At 71.5% G+C, this 18858-nt stretch carries 11 protein-coding genes; 6 read left to right on the forward strand and 5 right to left on the reverse strand.

What is annotated here, in order from left to right:
* Positions 1 to 249: 249 nt before the first annotated feature.
* Positions 250 to 1152: a SigB/SigF/SigG family RNA polymerase sigma factor gene (locus ACZ60J_RS03500; RefSeq protein WP_469678684.1), complete on the forward strand. Its 903-nt coding sequence runs from the start codon at positions 250 to 252 to the stop codon at positions 1150 to 1152.
* 10 nt (positions 1153 to 1162) lie between these two features.
* Here ACZ60J_RS03500 and ACZ60J_RS03505 read toward each other — a convergent pair whose 3' ends face one another.
* The 4 genes from ACZ60J_RS03505 to ACZ60J_RS03520 form a co-directional block, all read right to left on the reverse strand.
* Positions 1163 to 2395: an anhydro-N-acetylmuramic acid kinase gene (locus ACZ60J_RS03505; RefSeq protein WP_469679102.1), complete on the reverse strand. Its 1233-nt coding sequence runs from the start codon at positions 2393 to 2395 to the stop codon at positions 1163 to 1165.
* A 50-nt stretch (positions 2396 to 2445) separates the two neighbouring features.
* Positions 2446 to 3768 (reverse strand): MFS transporter, encoded by a 1323-nt coding sequence (locus tag ACZ60J_RS03510; protein ID WP_469678686.1) that lies wholly within the window; start codon positions 3766 to 3768, stop codon positions 2446 to 2448.
* A gap of 144 nt (positions 3769 to 3912) precedes the next feature.
* Positions 3913 to 6384 carry a glycoside hydrolase family 9 protein gene (locus ACZ60J_RS03515; protein ID WP_469678688.1) on the reverse strand — a complete coding sequence of 824 codons (2472 nt, stop codon included), beginning with the start codon at positions 6382 to 6384 and terminating at the stop codon, positions 3913 to 3915.
* Positions 6385 to 6520: 136 nt separating this feature from the next.
* Positions 6521 to 9463 (reverse strand): glycoside hydrolase family 48 protein, encoded by a 2943-nt coding sequence (locus tag ACZ60J_RS03520; protein WP_469678690.1) that lies wholly within the window; start codon positions 9461 to 9463, stop codon positions 6521 to 6523.
* Between the two features lie 526 nt (positions 9464 to 9989).
* Between ACZ60J_RS03520 and ACZ60J_RS03525 the strand changes: the two genes are divergently transcribed.
* Positions 9990 to 11750 (forward strand): glycoside hydrolase family 6 protein, encoded by a 1761-nt coding sequence (locus ACZ60J_RS03525; RefSeq protein ID WP_469678692.1) that lies wholly within the window; start codon positions 9990 to 9992, stop codon positions 11748 to 11750.
* Positions 11751 to 11842: 92 nt separating this feature from the next.
* Here ACZ60J_RS03525 and ACZ60J_RS03530 read toward each other — a convergent pair whose 3' ends face one another.
* The gene (locus ACZ60J_RS03530) at positions 11843 to 12895 is read right to left on the reverse strand and encodes a LacI family DNA-binding transcriptional regulator (RefSeq protein ID WP_469678694.1); all 1053 of its coding nucleotides are present in this window, start codon (positions 12893 to 12895) and stop codon (positions 11843 to 11845) included.
* A gap of 364 nt (positions 12896 to 13259) precedes the next feature.
* Between ACZ60J_RS03530 and ACZ60J_RS03535 the strand changes: the two genes are divergently transcribed.
* From ACZ60J_RS03535 to ACZ60J_RS03550, 4 genes are all read left to right on the forward strand, one after another.
* Positions 13260 to 14618 carry an ABC transporter substrate-binding protein gene (locus ACZ60J_RS03535; RefSeq protein WP_469678696.1) on the forward strand — a complete coding sequence of 453 codons (1359 nt, stop codon included), beginning with the start codon at positions 13260 to 13262 and terminating at the stop codon, positions 14616 to 14618.
* Between the two features lie 190 nt (positions 14619 to 14808).
* The gene (locus ACZ60J_RS03540) at positions 14809 to 15888 is read left to right on the forward strand and encodes a carbohydrate ABC transporter permease (protein ID WP_469678698.1); all 1080 of its coding nucleotides are present in this window, start codon (positions 14809 to 14811) and stop codon (positions 15886 to 15888) included.
* Between the two features lie 4 nt (positions 15889 to 15892).
* Positions 15893 to 16828, forward strand: coding sequence for a carbohydrate ABC transporter permease (locus ACZ60J_RS03545; RefSeq protein ID WP_469678700.1), 936 nt, complete (start codon positions 15893 to 15895; stop codon positions 16826 to 16828).
* A 106-nt stretch (positions 16829 to 16934) separates the two neighbouring features.
* Positions 16935 to 18377, forward strand: a complete 1443-nt coding sequence (locus ACZ60J_RS03550; protein ID WP_469678702.1) for a GH1 family beta-glucosidase — start codon at positions 16935 to 16937, stop codon at positions 18375 to 18377.
* Positions 18378 to 18858 lie beyond the last annotated feature (481 nt).

Here is an 18858-nt window from a genome sequence, read left to right on the forward strand (position 1 = left end):
GCACCTCCGGGTCGGACGCGGTGGCCCACGGCGGGCGGATCGCGTCGGTGGACGGAACGACTGGCGACTGCCCGGGCAGCCCGGGCCTACCCAGGACCTCCCGATCTTCGGAGGATCGCACGAGGGCTGTCGTTCCCTGGGAGGGGAAAGGGTCAGCGCGTCCCGTGAGCGGGTATACAGACATCGGGAAGACGACGACGGTCCCCTGCTGCGCCTTCCGGCCGCAGCCCCATCCGTCAGAGGTTCCACATGTCACCTCTCGCCCGCGACACCGCAGACCCCGTCCATACCGAGCTCCTCGCGGACCTCCCCGGCCACCGCGACCTCCCCGGCCTCCCCGAGGACCTGGTCGCAGTGAGCACCGCGGACGCCCGGACCCTGTCCGCCGAGCTCTTCCGGCGGCTGCGCACCCTGGAGGAGGGCACTCCCGAGTTCAGTTACGTGCGCAACACCCTCGTCGAGCTGAACCTCAGCCTGGTGAAGTTCGCGGCCCGCCGCTACCGCACGCGCAGGGAACCGCTGGAGGACATCATCCAGGTCGGCACGATCGGCCTGATCAAGGCCATCAACCGGTACGACGTGGAGCGCGGGGTCGAGTTCGCCACGTTCGCGATCCCCACCATCACCGGTGAGATCAAACGGTTCTTCCGTGACACCAGCTGGTCGGTGAAGGTCCCCAGGCGTCTGCAGGAGCTCCGGCTCGACATCGCCAAGGCCTACGACGCCCTCGAACAGCGGCTGGGCCGCCGGCCGACCGATCACGAGCTGGCGCAGCGCCTCGGAATCACGGAGACCGAGCTGTCCGAGGGACTCCAGGCCGCCAACGGCTACACCGCCGGGTCCCTCGACGCACCGCTCGGCGAGGACACGGACGCGTCGCCGCTGACGTCTTCGCTCGGCGCCGAGGAAGCGGCGTACGACGTCATCGAATGCCTGGAAACGCTCAAGCCCCTGCTGACGACCCTCAGTAACCGGGACCGCCGGATCCTGTCCCTGCGCTTCGGCGAGGAACTCACCCAGTCCGAGATCGGCGACCGGCTGGGCCTCTCGCAGATGCACGTGTCCCGGCTGCTGAACCGGATCACGGAGCGGCTGAGGACGGGTCTCCTGACCGACGACGACGCTGCCGCCCCCGGCACCGGCACCTCGTAGGCCGCGGCGTTCACCGGGGCGTGCGCGGGGCGCGGACGATCAGGCGGTGGGGAGCCGTCGTCAGCGGTGCGGGCAGGTTCCGGCCCGCTGCGCCGGGCGTGAGCGAACCGAGGACGCTCGGGTGCCGGGCGCCGGTGCAGGAGGGGAGGGTCGCGGGCAGGCCGTGCGCGGTGAGCCACCCCAGGACGGCGAAGGCGTACGCCTCCTTCGTGCCGGACGGCAGTCCGAGCTCGTCCGAGGTCCGCAGCGGTACGCCCGCTTCGCTCCCGCCCAGTTCCTCCTGCAGCCACCGCATCAGCACCGGGTTGCGGGTGCCGCCTCCCGACGCGATCACCTCCGTCGCCCCGAACGGCCGGACGGCGTCGGCCACGGTCCGTGCCGTCAGCCGGGTCAGGGTGGCGACGAGGTCCTCTGCGGGCAGCGGCCCGCAGGTGGCCAGCGCCGCGCGCAGGTAGGGCAGGTGGAAGAGTTCCTTGCCCGTCGTCTTCGGTGCGGGCAGGGCGTAGTACGGCTCCTCCAGCAGGGTGCGCAGCAGCCCCGGCTGCACGGTTCCGCGTGCGGCGAGCACGCCGTCCACGTCCATGGAGCGCGTCCCGCCCGGGTCGCCCCGGTCCGCGTCGCCCCCGGCCGCGAGCTCCCGTACGGCCGCGTCGATCAGCGCGTTGGCGGGTCCGGTGTCGAAGGCCAGGGGTGCGCCGCCCGGGCGGTCCGCGATCACCGTCACGTTGGCGATGCCGCCCAGGTTCAGCGCCACGGGGACGCCCGGCCGGCCGCGCAGCCACATGACGTCGAAGAGGCTCACCAGGGGCGCTCCCTGTCCCCCGGCGGCCACGTCCCTGGTGCGGAAGCCCGAGACGACGGGCCGGCCCGTCGCTTCGGCGATCCAGGCGGGCTCGCCGATCTGGAGCGTGCCGTACACCCGGCCGGACTCGGCCCAGTGGTACACGGTCTGCCCGTGCGAGGCCGTCAGATCGCTCCGGCCGTCGCACAGTTCGCGGTCGGCCCGTACGGCCGCCGCGGCGAAGGCCCGGCCGATCCGCGTGTCGAGCCTGCACACCGTGGCCAGATCCGTCGCGGCGGGTGGCAGCGCCGCGGCGAGCTCGGCCCGCAGACCGTCCTCGTACGGGGTGCTGATCATGCCGAGCGGCGTGAGCACCAGCGTGTCCCCGTCCAGGGAGAGGTCTGCGGCGGCCGCGTCGATGGCGTCGTACGAGGTGCCCGACATCAGTCCCACCACGCGCAGGGCGCCCGCCCTGCGGATGCCCGTCGGCGGGCCGCCCACCGGCGGGCCGTTCACCGGAGCGTCCGCTCGTGGTCGTCGCCGCGCAGGGTCAGCAGTGCGGCGGCGCTGACCGCGCAGGCGGCCGCGGCGTAGTAGGCGGGGATGTCGGCGTCCCCGGTCCACGCGACGGCCCTGGTGATGATCAGCCCCGCGCATCCCGAGAACACGGCGTTGGACAGTGCGTACGCCAGCCCCAGCCCGGTGTAGCGGACCGTGGTCGGGAACATCTCGGACAGCATCGCGGGACCGGGTCCGGCCATGAGTCCGACGGCGGCCCCCGCGGCGAAGAGCGCGGCTCCCTTAGCGGACACGGGCACGCCCGGGTCCTGGACCAGGTTCAGCAGCGGCAGCGCGAGCACGGCCACCGAGAGCGCTCCGGCCAGCATCACCGTGCGCCGCCCGAGCCGGTCGCTCAGCGCGCCGGCGGGCAGGATGGTCGCCGCGAATCCCAGGTTCGCCAGCACGGTCGCCACCAGGGCCTGCTGGAAGGTCGCGTTCAGCGTGTTCTGGAGGTAGGAGGGCAGGACCACCAGGAAGGTGTACCCGGCCGCCGACCAGCCCATGACCCGCCCGGCACCCAGCGCGACGGCCTTCACCGTCTCCCCGGCGGGCGGTCGGCGCGCAGGTTTGCCCGCCGGGGCGATCGCTGCGACGAAGGCGGGCGTCTCGTCCAGGCGGACGCGCAGCCACAGTGCGGCGAGCCCGAGCGGCAGCGTCAGCAGGAAGGGCACCCGCCAGCCCCAGGCGTTCAGGTCCGAGGGGGTCAGTACGGTCGCCAGGAGGGCCGTCGTACCGGCGCCCGCGAGCAGGCCGAGCGAGACCGTGAACGACTGCCACGCCCCGTACCGCCCCCGGCGGCCCGGCGGCGCGCTCTCCGTCATCACCGAGACCGCTCCGCCGAACTCCCCGCCCGCCGAGAGCCCTTGTACGGCCCGGAGCAGCGTCAGCAGCCACGGCGCGGCCGCGCCGATGGTGGCGTACGTCGGGAGCAGGCCGATGAGCGTCGTGGCACCGGTCATCAGGCAGATGACCAGGACGAGCGTCGGCCGTCGGCCGATCCGGTCGCCGAGCCGCCCGAACAGCGCCGCCCCGACGGGCCGGAAGAAGAACGCGAGGGCGAAGGAGGCGTACGTCTTGACCAGGCCCTCCACCGCGCTGCCGCCCTCGGGGGTGAAGAAGTGCGCCGCGATGACGGTGGCGAGGTAGCCGTAGACGCCGAACTCGTACCACTCGATGAAGTTGCCGACGCAGCCGGCGAGCAGCGCCCGGCGGGAACGGGCCCGCCGGGCCGCTGCCCCGGGGGAGCGGACCGGTCCGGGAGCGGGTGTGAGCATGGGGGCAAGCCTGCTGAGCGTGCGGCCGCTCCACAAGTTCCGTCCGCCATCTGCCGTACGGATCCGTCGGCCGCCGGGCAGCCGTCGGGGGATGCGACGGGCGGGCTCGGCGTTCCACCGGGCCCGCCGCGCCGCGGTCGGGCGTCAGGAGCAGACGGCGCCGTTCAGCGTGTAGCGCGTCGGGATCGCGTTGGTGCCCGAGTACGTCGCCTGGAAGCCGAAGCTCGCGCTGCCGCCGGGAGGCAGTGTGCCGTTCCACCCCGCGTCCCGGGCGGTGACCGTGCTGGCCGACTGGCTCACCGTGGCGTTCCAGGCGTTGCCGATGCGCTGATCACCCGGGAAGCTCCAGCCGAGGGTCCATCCGGGGATCGCCGAGGTTCCGGTGTTGCTCACGGTCACCGTCGCCGTGAAGCCGTTGCCCCAGGCGTTGTCGATCCGGTAGGCGACGGCGCAGGAGGTCCCCGGCGCATCGTCGTCCGCCTCCGTCGCCGTGAACGTCGCAGGCTGCGCGCCGGGGCCGCCCGCGGTGAAGACCGCGCTGCCCGGTGACGCGTCGGCATCCTGCGCGGCCGCTATCGAAACCTGCTGCTCCGTGGCCCAGTCGGCCGGTGTGAAGACCAGGGTCGCGGCTGCCGACAGGTCCTGGTCGCCGGAAGTCCGGGCCACCGTCACCGTCACGTTCTGCGCGGGCGCCGCCGAGAGCCGCACGCCCACCGGTACGGAACCGCCCTCCGGGACGGTCACGCCGGCCGGTGCCACCTGGACCGCGGGCACGGCCGGTGTGCCGCGCCGCTCGGCCGCGAAGGCCGCCAGCCAGGCCAGCGAGGCGTTCCAGTTGATGGCCACCTCGTTCGTGGAGTAGGAGCCTATGTCGTCCACGTAGCAGGCCGCGGGGGCGCAGCCCTGGAGCTTCTCCTTGGCGACGGGGTCCTCGAGCGCCGCGTTCGGCCCGCCCGCGAAGGAACCGGCCGGCGGGTGCGGCAGCGAGGCGTCGTTCTGATGTGCCCAGAACCGGTGGTGCTGGTTCTGGGATGCGCGGTCGCCGTAGCCGGTGACGTAGGAGAGGTCGAGCGCGTTGCGGCCCAGCAGGTAGTCCAGGGTCTCCAAGGCTCCTGCACGGTAGCGCTGTTGGCCGGTCAGTTCGTACGCGACGGCCAGGACCATCGCGTTGTTGGTGACGGCGCTGTTGGAGCCCCACCCGTACCCGGTGGCAGGCAGCGGCACCGCGTACCCCTGTCCGGCCATGGTGGCCAGGTGGCCGTCGGCGGCCGCGGTCAGCAGGCCCCGCAGCCGGGTGATGTCGTCGGCGGGCAGGGCCACTCCGGAGACGGTGGCGAGGGTGATCCGGCCGAGCGTCGCGGTGCCGCCCCACCAGAACGCGTCGGCGGGCCTGCCGTGGTGCGGAGAGAAGGTGACCGCGTCCCGGTACTGCGACTCGCCGGTGGTGGCCAGGAGTTCCGCCGCCGCCCAGTAGAACTCGTCGGAGACGTCGGCGTCGTCGTACGCACCGCCGCCGGTGGTGTCGGTCGCAGGCGCGAGCACGCTCGGGTTGGCCCGGGCAGCCGTCCAGGCGCGGCGGGCCGCGTCCAGGCAGCGCGCGGCGAACGCGGCGTCGTAGGACGCGTACACCCGGGCACACTGCGCGGCCGAGGCCGCCAGGTTCAGCGTCGCCGCGGTCGACGGCCTGTGCAGCTCCCGCTGTTCGGAGTCGAGTTCGGGCCTGGTCGGCAGGGCGGTCCATGCGGCGTCGTGCATCTTGTGGAACGCCATCCCGGCCAGGGGCTTCCCGGCGGGGACCTGCATCCGCAGCAGGAACTCCAGCTCCCAGCGCGCCTCGTCCAGTACGTCCGGCGTCCCGTTGCCGCGCTCCGGCACCTTCAGTGTGGCGTCACCGAGCGCCGCGTCGCCACCCGAGCGGCGGGCCCGCTCGAAGGAGTTGACCATCTCCCAGACGGAGATGCCGCCGTTGACCACGTACTTGCCCTGGTCGCCCGCGTCGTACCAGCCTCCGCGGACGTCCAGCCGGTAGTCGCACACCCCGGCCTGGCAGGGGACGCTGGTGTCGCCCTTGTTCGGGGCGACTCCCAGGTGCCCGGCAGGGCGGGCGTAGGCGCTGCCGCCGGCCAGTGCGGCGTCGATCGCCGTGCCGCTGCGCTGCTGGTAGAAGAACGACATGCTGTCGGCGCGCAGTCCGTCGTACAGCGCTGCGGAGATGTCGAAGGGGTGGCTGCTCCGGCCGTCCACGACCAGGGTGTAGCCGGTGCCGGTGCCGGTGTACGCGCCGAAGTCCACCTGGTGGGTGGAGTGTCCGGAGGCACGGTCGGCGCCGCGCACCGTGGTCGCGCCCGATGCGGCCACCGCGCCTGAGGAGTCGCGCAGTTGCCAGGCGAGCGGGGTGGTGGCGGAGCCGACGACGGTGGCCCGCTTGGGGCTGTCGGGCAGATAGCCGAGCTGGTTGACCCGTACGGGCGTGTCGGCAACCAGGGCCGCGGGGGCGGCCGTCGCGACCGGAACGGTCAGGGCGGTGGCGGAGAGGCTGCCGGCGGCCAGCGCGAGGCCGGCGAGCACGGCGGCCGCGCGACGCGGCACGCCACGGGCGGAGGTGACAGGAGGCACGGGTGGAGCCTTCCTCGATGGGGTGGGGGGAGACCGGACTCGGGCGCGGTCAGGGCGGCCCCGCGTGGAGGCCGGGCAGGGTCTTGCGGACTGCCCGGCCTCGTCGTACGCGGAACCCTCCTGGCGGGGCGGGCTGTTATTCGAGCAGCTCCGCGTACGAGCCCATGGCCAGGGCGATGTCCGCCTGGGCCCAGAACCGGTGGTAGGTGAAGACGGGCGCGGCGCCGCCCGCCAGGTAGGCCTCGACCTTCGGCCAGGCCGGGTCGTTCTTGTAGAAGCTGCGGATCGAGGCGAAGGTGGACGAGGAGTCCACCTTGTCGCCGTTCGGCATCACGCCGGTCCACGTACTGGGCACGTACACGGCTTCGTTGAAGCGCTTGTAGTCGGTGCGGGTCTCCGGGGTGGCGATGCCCAGGGAGTCCTGGTGGTGGGCCCACATGCCGTCGAGGAGGGCCTTGGCGACCCGCTTGGCTTCGGCGTTCCCGGACTTCGCGGCGTAGTAGGTCAGGGTCTTGGCGTAGGCGGCGGCCACGCCCACGTCGTCGGTGTAGTCGGCGACGGTGACGTGCAGGCCGGTGTTGGCACCGGGAGCGGAGGCGTTCCAGGTGTCGGGGGCGCCGGTCCAGGTGAGGGTGGAGGGGATGCGGTACGTGCCGTCGGGGTTGACCGTCGTCTTCGACAGGGCCCAGCCGACCCACTTGTCGAGCACGGCCTTGGCGCCCGTGTCGCCCGTCTGCTCGTAGAGCTCGGCGACCCGCTCCATGGACCAGGCCTGGAAGCCGAACCACTGGTTGGACGCCGGGTCCTGGTAGACGGGCTTCTCGTCGTAGAAGAGGCCGTGGAAGGTGGGGGTTCCGGCGGGGGGCTGTGCGTAGCGCCCCTGCCAGCTGTTGGTGGCGCCGCCCGCGATGGCGCCCTCGGCGGACTGGAGCCAGCGGTAGAACTCCAGTTGCCGGTCGAGGCTGGTCGCCCAGTCCGAGGCACCGGTGGTCGACTTGGGCTTCAGCGGGGCGTACTCGCTGAGCGCGTAGGCGGCGAGGGGGTTCTGGTAGCCGCTGTGGGCATGGCTGGAGCCGATCCGCCAGGACCAGCCGGCCGAGGTGTCGGTGGCGCCGCCCCAGGCGTAGTACCAGGACATCAGGTAGTGCGCGCTGTCCTTGCCGGTGCCGGCGGGGCAGAGCGTCGGACCGACGCAGTCGCCGGCCTTCTTGAAGTACTTGTCGAACATGGAGTACCGGAGGTAGTCGCCCATCTTGGCCGCCTTGGAGACGGTCGCGGTGACCTGGGCTCCCTTGCCCTGCTCCTTGGCCCAGACGTCGGCCCAGTAGGCGGCCTGGACGGCGCGCGCGTCGGCGTCCGGGGCGTTGGTGAACTTCCACTGCCTGGCGTAGGAGGAGTCCCCGGTGAAGAGGTCGAGGTAGCCGTTCCTGCCGCCGTAGGCGAACGTGTCGCAGGTGGGGTGCGGGACGGTCTCCCAGACCGATTCCTGGGGGCCGCGCTGGAAGGTGTTGATGTACGAGGGCCCGGTCGCGGCCGGACCGGCGGAGCACTTTCCGGGCTCGTTGCCGTAGCCGTACACGTTGTCGACGTCCTGGAGCCAGTGCATCCCGTAGATGTCGTCCGTGCCGTACGCGCTCTTCAGCTCGCCGGCGATCGGGTCGGCGCCGGCGGCGACCGCCCCGTCGAGCTTGGCCGGGTACTGCGAGGGCAGGTCGTGCTCGGGGGCGTAGGTGGCGGGCTTGGAGGCGTTGTACGAGCCGGTCGTCGGCTGGTCGGCACGGGTGGGGATCATGAACTTCTCCATGACGTCCCACGCACCGTTGAACCTGGTCCAGTCCCCGGTGATCTTCCCGTACATGGCCTGCAGCCAGATCAGGTAGCTGTACGCCTCCGAGGTCGTCTCGTGCCCGTGGTCCGGGGCTTCGACGATCAGCGTCTCGACGGAGTGGTACGGGATGCCCTCGGGCGAGAAGTAGCCGTTGGCCGGGTTGGTGATCTTCCCGTAGAGGTCGAGGAAGCGGGCGTCGTACGTGGAGTCCGCCGCCAGTTGGGCCACCGTCACCTCGGCCGCGGCGTGCCCCAGGGCGGTCGCGGTGAAGACGGCGGTGCCGCTGCCGGTGGTCCCGGCGGTGACGGTCACCTTCTGGGCGGTGTTCCAGTCCGCCGGGGTGAAGGTGAGCCGGGGCGGCGTTGCGGCGAGGTCGGTGTTGCCCGAGGTGCGGGCGAGGCTCACCGTGACGTTCGCGGTGGGCTGCCGGGAGAGCCTCAGGTCGAAGGTGCCGCTCTCCCCCCGGCGTACGGAGAGCTGCGCGGGAGTGGCGACGAGCGCGGGGCCGGCGGCGACGGTGATGCCGACGGGGACCGACTCGGCGGAGGCGCCGAGGCTGTCGTAGGCCTTGGCGTACAGGGAGTGGGGGCCGGGCGCGAGGCCGGTGGCATCGAGGGTGAAGGGCGCCGTGGTGTCCGTGCCCAGGAGCGTGGTGTCGCTGTAGAACTCGACCTTGCCCACGGTGGCGCCGTCGGCCGCGGCGGCGGTGGCGGCGAGCGGGACGGGGGTACCGGCCGTGTGGACGGCTCCCGGCGTGGGGCTCGTCAGGACGGCGACCGGGGGCTGGTGGGCTCCGGTGCACGGGATGCCGTTGACGGAGAAGGAGGCGGGTGCGGCGTTGGTCCCGCTGTAGGCGAACTGGGCGCCCGCGGTGACGGCCGCGCCCGCGGCGACGGTCCTGTTCCAGTCCGGGGCGGCGACGCGGACGCTCTTGCCGGACTGGGTCCAGGTTCCGTTCCAGCCGTTGGTCAGCTGCTGGTTGCCGGAGTGGTCGTAGGTGAGGGTCCAGCCGTCGAGCGCCGTCGCGGACCGGTTGGTGAGGGTGAGCTCGGCGGTGAAGCCCGAGCCCCAGTCGTTGGTCTTGTAGTCGACGCTGCACTGCACCGCTGCGGCCGCGGCGGTGGTCGCGCCGGCGGCCGCGAGGCCCGGGGGGAGGGAGAGCGAGAGGGCCACGGCGAACGCGGCCGGCAGCCTGCGTCGCACGCGCGGCCGGGGTGGCCGGGGTGGCCTGGGTGGGGGATGTGCGGACATGCGGATGGTTCTCCTCGCGGCTCGGGGGAGAGACGGGGACGGGAAGAACGGGTGAGCGACAAGCTTCGAACCAGTGGGAGCGCTCCCACTGTGCAGAGGCGCCGCGACGGCGTCAAGATGCGCGAAGAGTCGAATGCACTCCGCAGGGAATTTGCTCAACTCCTCTTTTCCTTGGCGTCAGTTGGCGCTACCGTCTGGCCCGAACCAGTGGGAGCGCTTCCACGGTCGGCATCGTCGTCAGAGCACGGCCTTGCCGCAAGGACTCGCTCAGGTGGCACCCCCCGCGTCTGTCAGCACTGCTCGGCGGAGCAGTGCTCACCCCGCGCGACGGCGGCACCTGCCCGAGACTCGTCGGCCGCGTCATGGTCTGGATCGACCTCCGCGCCCCCTTCTGTCCCGGCCGGACCCGGAACGCCCCGAACACCTCCAACGGCCCCTCCGGGGCCGCCCCCTCGCACGTCCACCCCCTTCGGCACCGGGCGGCGCTACCGCCTGCGCGGCCCTGAACGGAAAGGCACCCCACACAATGAGCCGCACGATCCCCCGCACCGCCCTGCTGGCGGCCCTCAGTCTCGTCACGGCCGCCGGCGCCACCGCGACCGTCTTCGGTACCAGCGCCGGCGCCGCCACCACCGGCTGCAAGGTCGAGTACCAGATCACCAACCAGTGGAACACCGGCTTCGGCGCGAACGTGGTCGTCACCAACACCGGTGACCCGGTCGCCGCCTGGACCCTGGAGTGGTCCTACGCGAACGGCCAGCAGGTCACCCAGGGCTGGAACGCCACGATCACCCAGTCCGGGGCGGCCGTGACCGCCAGGAGCATGTCGTACAACGGGTCGCTGGCCACCGGTGGTTCGACGTCCTTCGGGTTCAACGGTTCGCACACCGGCACGAACGCCGTCCCCGCGACGTTCAAGCTCAACGGCGTCACCTGCAACGGCGCCCCGGACCCGACCCAGCCGCCGACCACTCCCCCGACGACACCGCCCACCACCCCGCCCACGACACCGCCGACCACCCCGCCGCCCACGGGCGGCAAGGCCGACAACCCGTACGCCGGGGCCAAGGTGTACGTGAACCCCGAATGGTCCGCCAAGGCCGCCGCCGAACCGGGCGGCTCCAGGGTGGCCAACCAGCCCACCGGCGTCTGGCTGGACCGCATCGCGGCCGTCGCGGGAGCCAACGGCTCGATGGGGCTGCGCGCCCACCTGGACGCGGCCCTGGCCCAGAAGGGCAGCGGTGAGCTCGTCGTCCAGCTGGTGATCTACAACCTGCCCGGCCGGGACTGCGCCGCCCTCGCCTCCAACGGCGAACTGGGCCCCACCGACATCGCCGCGTACAAGACCCAGTACATCGACCCGATCGCCGCGATCCTCGCCGACTCCAAGTACGCGGGACTGCGGATCGTCACCACCGTCGAGATCGACTCCCTGCCCAACCTGGTCACCAACGTCTCCGGGCGTCCCACGGTCACCGCCAACTGCGACGTGATGAAGGCCAACGGCAACTACATCAAGGGCGTCGGCTACGCCCTCAACAAGCTCGGCTCGATCGCCAACGTCTACAACTACGTGGACGCCGGCCACCACGGCTGGCTCGGCTGGGACGACAACCTGGGCCCCTCCGCCGAGCTGTTCAAGCAGGCCGCCACGGCCGAGGGTTCCACGCTCTCCAAGGTGCACGGCTTCATCGTCAACACGGCCAACTACAGCGCCCTCAAGGAAGACCACTTCAAGATCGACGACTCGGTCAACGGCACCTCCGTACGCCAGTCGAAGTGGGTCGACTGGAACCGGTACACCGACGAACTGTCCTACGCCCAGGGCATGCGCTCCAAGCTGGTCTCCATCGGCTTCGACGCGAACATCGGCATGCTCATCGACACCTCCCGCAACGGCTGGGGCGGCACGGCACGCCCGACCGGCCCCGGCGCGCTGACGAGCGTGGACACGTACGTCAACGGCGGCCGCTACGACCGGCGCATCCACCTCGGCAACTGGTGCAACCAGGCCGGCGCAGGTCTCGGAGAACGGCCCCAGGCCGCCCCGGCCGCGGGCATCGACGCGTACGTGTGGATCAAGCCGCCGGGCGAGTCCGACGGGGCGAGCAAGGAGATCCCGAACAACGAGGGCAAGGGCTTCGACCGGATGTGCGACCCCACCTACACGGGCAACGCCCGCAACGGCAACAGCATGTCGGGCTCCCTCCCCGACGCACCGCTCTCCGGCCAGTGGTTCTCCGCCCAGTTCCAGGAGCTCATGAAGAACGCCCACCCGGCGCTGTGACGCGGGACGGGTGAGCGGCCCGGAGTTCTTCGGAAGCCTCCGCTTCCGAAGGACTCCGGGCTTCGGCCCGTCACCCCGTCACCCCGTACCGCTCAGGAGGAGTCCCGCACGACCAGTTCCGTCGGCAGGACCCGGCGGGGCTCCTCGCCCTTCCCCGCCGGCGACGCGGAACCGGGCCCGAACTCCTCCGCGATCTTCTGGAGCAGCAGCCGGGTCATCGTGCGGCCCATCTCCTCGATCGGCTGGCGCACGCTCGTCAGCGGCGGGTCCATCAGGCGGGCCACCGCGGAGTCGTCCACCCCTACGAGGGCCACGTCCTCGGGGATCCGCCGCCCGGCCTCGCGGAGCACTCCGCGCGCGCCGGCCGCCATCACGTCGGAGGCGGCGAAGACCGCGTCCAGCCCGGGGCTGCGTTCCAGGAGCTCGCGCATCGCCAGCCGGCCGCCCGCCTCGGTGAAGTCGGCGGTCGCGACGAGCGATTCGTCGGGCTGGATTCCGGCCTCGGCGAGCCCGGCCCGGTAGCCGCCGAGGCGGGCGCGGGCCACGTACATGTCGAGCGGGCCGCTGATGGTCGCGATCCGGCTCCGGCCCCGCCCGGCGAGGTGGGCGACGGCAGCCCTGCCCGCGCCGATGTTGTCGGAGTCCACGTAGGCGACCGGTTCGGCTTCGGAGCGCCGGCCGTTCATGACGACCGGCAGCCCCAGCCTCGCGATCCGGTCGGGCAGCGGATCGTCCCCGTGCACGGAGGCGAGCAGGACGCCGTCGACCCGCTGGGCGGCCAGATAGTCCTCGAACCGGCGGCGCTCGGCCTCGGTGCGGACCAGGGTGAGCAGCAGCTGCTTGTCGGCTTCGGCGAGCTCGGCGCTGACCCCGCGGATCAGGTCGAGGAAGTACGGCTCCGAGAACACCCTGGCCTCGGTCTCCGGAATCACCAGGGCCACCGCGTCGGTCCGGCTGCCGGCCAGGGCCCGGGCTGCCTGGTTGGGCACGTACCCCAGCTCCGCGACGGCGCGGGCCACTGCTTCCCTGGCCTGTTCGCTCACCCGCGGCGAACCGTTGATCACCCGGGACACCGTGCCCCGGCCGACACCGGCCAGGGCCGCGACCGCCTCCAGGGTGGGCCTGCCGTTCTGCCGTCCGTTCACGACCCTCGAACTCCCCTCGTACCCATCGCTCTGCGCGGCACACGTTACGCCCACGCCGGATGGGAGCGCTCCCACACTACCGCCGATCCACCGCATCTTCCACGCCTGCGTTCACAACCCGACGGGGCTCCACGCCCGACGGGAAGGCGAACCGGCTCCGGGGGCCGCCGTGTAATGAATTCGCCTTCATCTCTTGACACCTGCGCCCGCCAGGCAGCAACCTTCCGGCAGCGACGTGGGAGCGCTCCCATTCGGGGGCGACAACGGCTTTCACATCAGGTCCGGGCGGGCCCTCGCCGAGCCGCGAACAGCCCGCCGGACCCCCTGGCGCACAACGAGCACCACCTTGGACGAGGAGAGTGGAATGCGCACTTCCAGCAGCAGACGCGGACGCCGTACCACCGTCACCGCGGTCGCCACGGCCGTCGCCGTCGCGACCGGCGCGGCTTTGCTCACCGGCTGCGGCGGTGACGGCGGCGACGGCGACAAGAAGGGCGGCGCGGCCGGCGGCGAGCAGATCACGCTGCGGATCGGGACCTTCGGATCCTTCGGATACGACAACACCACCGGGGCCAAGCTCTACGCCGAGTACGAGAAGGCCCACCCCAACATCAAGATCGAAGAGTCGAACGTCGCCGACGGCCAGAAGTACTGGGACACCCTCAAGCTGCGCCTCTCCCGCGACAGCGGCCTCGCGGACATCCAGGCCCTGGAGGTCGGCTACATCGCGGAGGCGACCGGTTCCGCCCTGGCGGACAAGTGGGCCGACCTCGGCAAGACGGGCGGCGCGGACCTCGGCGCGTTCCTCGACTGGAAGGTCAAGCAGGCCACCACGGCCGACGGCAAGGTCATCGGCCTCGGCACGGACATCGGCCCGATGGCCATCTGCTACAACAAGGACCTCTTCGCCAAGGCGGGCCTGCCGACCGATCGCACGGAGGTCTCCAAGCTCTGGGCCGGCGACTGGGCGAAGTTCATCGCGGCCGGCGAGACGTACAAGAAGAGCGCCCCCGAGGGCACCTCCTTCCACGACTCCGCGAGCGGCCTGTTCAACGCCGTGGTGTCCAGCGAGCCGGTCCAGTACGCCAACGCCAAGGGCGAGCTGGACTACCAGAACAGTCCGGGCGTGAAGAAGGCGTGGGACACCGCAGTGGCGGCGGCGAAGGGCGAACTGACGGCCAAGCTGCGCCAGTTCGACGAGAAGGGCACCTGGAACGCGGCCTTCAAGAACTCGAAGTTCGCCACCGTCGCCTGCCCGAGCTGGATGACGGGCATCATCAAGGAGCAGGCGGGCCCGGAGAACCAGGGGAAGTGGGACATCGCCTCGCCTCCCGTGGCCGGCAACTGGGGCGGCTCCTTCCTCGCCGTGCCGAAGTCGGGCAAGCACGCCAAGGAGGCGGCCGAACTCGCCGCCTGGCTCACCGCTCCGGCGCAGCACGCCAAGGTCTTCGGAGTGAACGGCAACATCCCCTCCTCCAAGGACACGCTCACCTCCGCGACCGTCCAGGACGCCAAACTGCCCTACTTCGGCGACACCCCGATCGGCAAGATCTACTCGGAGGCCGCGGCCGGCATCACGCCCGCCCCGATCAGCCGCTGGGACGGCCAGGTGAAGACCTTCCTCACCGACAACGGCATCCTCGACATCGAGCAGCGCGGCACCGACCCGGCGAAGGCCTGGGAGAACGTCAAGAAGCTGGTCGAGGACAAGATCGACAAGTAGCGCGGCCACGCGACGGGCCCGCCGCCACCCGCCCTCTCCCCGCCTCTCGCCACCGCCGCCCCACCGGCTCCCCACCGGCTCCCCGCGGCCCTCGCGCGCCCTTCGCGCGGCCTCCCGGCGAGTGGCGGCGGCCCGTCGCGGTCCGCACACCACCGCACCACCGAACGTACCGACCTGGAAGGACGCCCCCGTGGCCACCTCCGTACGGGCGACGGGTGGCGGCTCCCCGCCGCCCGTAGCACAACCCCCGGTCCCGAGCACCGACTCCGGACCCGGCTCGCGCAGCCGGCGGCCATCCGGCCGGAGCGGTCTGCGCAGCACGCTCTACCGCCTGGACCTGAAGGCGGTGCCCTACCTCTTCATCGCCCCCTTCTTCCTGACCTTCGCGGCCTTCGGTCTCTTCCCCCTGATCTACACCGGCTGGCTCTCCCTCCACCGGGTCGAACTCGGCGGCAGCGCCCAGTGGAAGGGGATGGAGAACTACACCTCCCTGGCGACCAGCGAGTTCTTCTGGAACGCCCTCGCCAACACCTTCACCATCGGCGTCATCGCCACCGTCCCCCAACTGCTGATGGCTCTCGGCCTGGCCCATCTGCTCAACTACAAGCTCCGCGGGCGGGGTTTCTTCCGCGTCGCGGTCCTCGCCCCGTACGCCACCTCGATCGCGGCGGCCACCCTCGTCTTCGCCCAGCTCTTCAACACCGACTACGGGCTGATCAACACGGCGCTGGGCTGGGTCGGCTTCGAGCCGGTCGCCTGGGAATCCTCGAAGTGGCCGGCCCAGATCGCCATTTCCGTGATCGTGACCTGGCGCTGGACGGGCTACAACGCCCTCATCTACCTGGCGGCCATGCAGGCCGTACCTCAGGACCTCTACGAGGCCGCCGCCCTGGACGGGGCTTCGCGGTGGCGCCAGTTCCTCAGCGTCACCATCCCCTCCATCCGGCCGACGATCCTCTTCACGGTCATCGTCTCCACCATCGGCGCCACCCAGCTCTTCGGCGAACCGATGCTCTTCGGCGGCAGCGTCGGCATCAGCGGCGGCAGCGGCAACCAGTTCCAGACATTGAGCCTGCTCATGTACGAGAAGGGCTGGGTGACCGGCGCGTTGGGCCAGGCCTCGGCCATCGCCTGGGTCATGCTGCTCCTCCTCCTGCTCATCGGAGGCGTCCAGGCCCTGATCACCCGCTCCCACCACAACCGCGACCTCAGGCGCAGCCGCCGCACCGGCGGCCCCGTCGGCGGAATGCACAAGAAGGCGGGGAGCTGAGCTCATGGCACACGCACTCGACACGACCACCACCACGACGCCGGGCACCACCACCACGCCCACCTCGACCACCGCCAAGGCGCCGCGCACCCACCGCTTCCGGCAGTCGCCGGGACGCCAGCACCACGCGGGACCGCTCACCTACGTCTTCCTCGGCGTGGCCGCCCTCGTCTCCCTCTTCCCCCTGTACTGGAACCTGGTGGCCGCCTCCCACACGGGCGAACGGGTCGTCGAGGCGCCGGCGCCGCTCCTGCCCGGCCCCCGCCTCTTCGACAACCTCTCCTTCGCCTGGAACCAGGTCGACATGGGCGAGGCGCTGGTCAACACGACGGTCGTGGCCGGGCTCGTCGCCCTGTCCACCGTCCTGTTCTCCACCCTGGCCGGCTTCGCCTTCGCCAAGCTGCCCTTCAAGGGCCGCGGCGCACTGCTGGCCCTGGTGGTGGCGACCATGACGATCCCGCCGCAGCTCAGCGTGATCCCGCTCTACCAGATCATCACCGACCTCGGCTGGGTCGATCAGCTCCAGTCGGTCGTCCTGCCCTCGCTGGTCGCCGCCTTCGGCGTGTTCTTCATGCGCCAGTACCTCCTGGAGGCCTTGCCGGTGGAGCTGGTGGAAGCGGCCAGGATGGACGGCGCCCACAGCCTGCGCATCATCTGGCACGTGGTGTTCCCCGTGGCCCGCCCCGCGATGGCGGTCCTCGGAATGCTCGTCTTCGTCCAGGCCTGGAACGACTTCTTCTGGCCCTTCATCGCACTGACCCCCGACGGCAACCCCACGCTCCAGGTCGCCCTGGCCGGTCTCGGCGCGGGCAACCACACCGTCGACCAGGCCGTCGTACTGACCGGCGCCCTCATATCCACCCTGCCGCTGCTGCTGGTCTTCGCCGTGCTCGGCAAGCACATCGTGGGCGGCATCACGGCCGGCGCCGTCAAGAACTGACCGTCCGGGTTCGCCCCCCTCCCCCTCCCCCTCCCCCTCCCCCTCCCCCTCCCCCTCCCCCCTGTCCGCACCGCATCCTCCAAGCTCGCGTTGGGAGCGCTCTCCTATGACCGCGTCCGAGACCCTGCCACTCACCACCGTCCGCACCTTCCCGCCCGGCTTCCTGTGGGGCACGGCCACCGCCGCGTACCAGATCGAGGGCGCCGCCCGCGAGGACGGCCGGACCCCCTCCATCTGGGACACCTTCTCCCACACCCCGGGCAAGGTCTTCGAAGGCCACACCGGCGACGTGGCGGTGGACCACTACCACCGGTTCCGCGACGACGTCCGCCTGATGTCCGAACTCGGGCTGGGCGCCTACCGGTTCTCCGTCTCCTGGTCCCGGGTCCAGCCGACCGGCCGGGGACCGGCCGTCCAGAAGGGCCTGGACTTCTACCGCCGGCTCGTCGACGAACTGCTGGCCGCCGGAATCGCACCCGCCCTCACGCTCTACCACTGGGACCTGCCCCAGGATCTGGAGGACGCGGGCGGCTGGCCCGAACGGGCAACCGCCGAGCGCTTCGCCGCCTACGCGGACCTCGTCGCCGGCGCCCTCGGCGACCGGGTGAAGCACTGGATCACCCTCAACGAGCCCTGGTGCAGCGCCTTCCTCGGCTACGCCTCCGGCGTCCACGCCCCGGGCCGCACCGACCCGGTCGCCGCCCTGCGCGCGGCCCACCACCTCAACCTCGGACACGGCCTCGCCGTCCAGGCCCTGCGGTCCGCGCTGCCCGGAGACGCTCAGCTCGCGGTCTCCCTCAACCTCCACGAGGTCCGCCCCCTCACCCCCTCCCCCGAGGACCGGGAGGCGGCCCGGCGCATCGACGCCGTCGGCAACCGCATCTGGCTCGGCCCCATGCTGGAGGGCGCCTACCCGGAGGACCTCCTCACCGACACCGCGCACCTGACCGACTGGTCCTTCGTACGGGACGGCGACACCGCCGCCATCCACCAGCCCCTGGACCTGCTCGCCGTCAACTACTACACCCCCACGGTCGTCTCCCACGTCGTACAGGGCGCGGAGCGGCCGCAGGACGACGGCCACGGCAACAGCGACCACTCCCCCTGGCCGGGTGGGGACGAGGTCGCCTTCCACCGGGCGCCGGGCGAGCACACGGCGATGGGCTGGTCGGTCGACCCGAGCGCGCTGTACGACCTGCTGACCCGGACCGCCGCCCGCTACCCGGGCCTGCCCCTGGTGATCAGCGAGAACGGAGCCGCGTACGAGGACGAGGTCGGCCCGGACGGCACGGTCCACGACCCGGAGCGCGCGGCATACGTCCACGCACACCTCGACGCGGTCCACCGGGCGATCGGGGCCGGGACGGACGTCCGCGGCTACTTCCTCTGGTCCCTCCTCGACAACTTCGAGTGGTCCTACGGCTACGCCAAGCGCTTCGGAGCGGTCCACGTCGACTACGACACGCTCGAGCGCACGCCCAAGTCGAGCGCACACTGGTACGCGGCGGTGGCCCGGACGGGCGAACTGCACGCTCCCGACCCCGCATAGCCCGACCCGCCCGAGGGCGCCGGCGCCGGCCCGCACGTAGGCCCGGCACCGGCGCCCTCGGGTGCCGTGGACCGAGCTGCCGCTTCGCGCCGTCCACGGTGGAGCCCGCCGGGCCGTCGAGCTCGTCGGAGGAGGCAAACCCTGCCAAGGGGGCGGTGTGGGCCATCGCCATGCTCACGGCTCGTGACCGAGGGAATTCGACAGGTAGTGATTAGGTGAATCCTTGACTGAATTCCCGTCAATAGGCTTTCAGTCGTTATCTCGATTGGATAACGACTGCCCCAGAAAAGGCCTGGACCAATACCGCATGACGCGCGTAACTCCCGTTGTTTTATTGCCTGTTGATTGTTCATCAGATCCGACGGACAGGTAACGGAACGATTTCTCGGCCCACTTTCCTCTTTGCCCGAATTCTTCGCCGCATTCGTCTGGCAGGCTTCCGCGCACCCACTCATCCGACGTTGACTTGAGGTGCCCATGA

Source organism: Streptomyces sp. NPDC104226 (genome assembly GCF_055584085.1).

Coding starts and splice junctions, on each gene's coding strand:
- ACZ60J_RS03545 (WP_469678700.1), top strand. CDS start 15,893: ATGGCACACGCACTCGACACGACCACCACCACGACGCCGGGCACCACC.
- ACZ60J_RS03550 (WP_469678702.1), top strand. CDS start 16,935: ATGACCGCGTCCGAGACCCTGCCACTCACCACCGTCCGCACCTTCCCG.
- ACZ60J_RS03525 (WP_469678692.1), top strand. CDS start 9,990: ATGAGCCGCACGATCCCCCGCACCGCCCTGCTGGCGGCCCTCAGTCTC.
- ACZ60J_RS03500 (WP_469678684.1), top strand. CDS start 250: ATGTCACCTCTCGCCCGCGACACCGCAGACCCCGTCCATACCGAGCTC.
- ACZ60J_RS03535 (WP_469678696.1), top strand. CDS start 13,260: ATGCGCACTTCCAGCAGCAGACGCGGACGCCGTACCACCGTCACCGCG.
- ACZ60J_RS03520 (WP_469678690.1), bottom strand. CDS start 9,463: ATGTCCGCACATCCCCCACCCAGGCCACCCCGGCCACCCCGGCCGCGC.
- ACZ60J_RS03510 (WP_469678686.1), bottom strand. CDS start 3,768: ATGCTCACACCCGCTCCCGGACCGGTCCGCTCCCCCGGGGCAGCGGCC.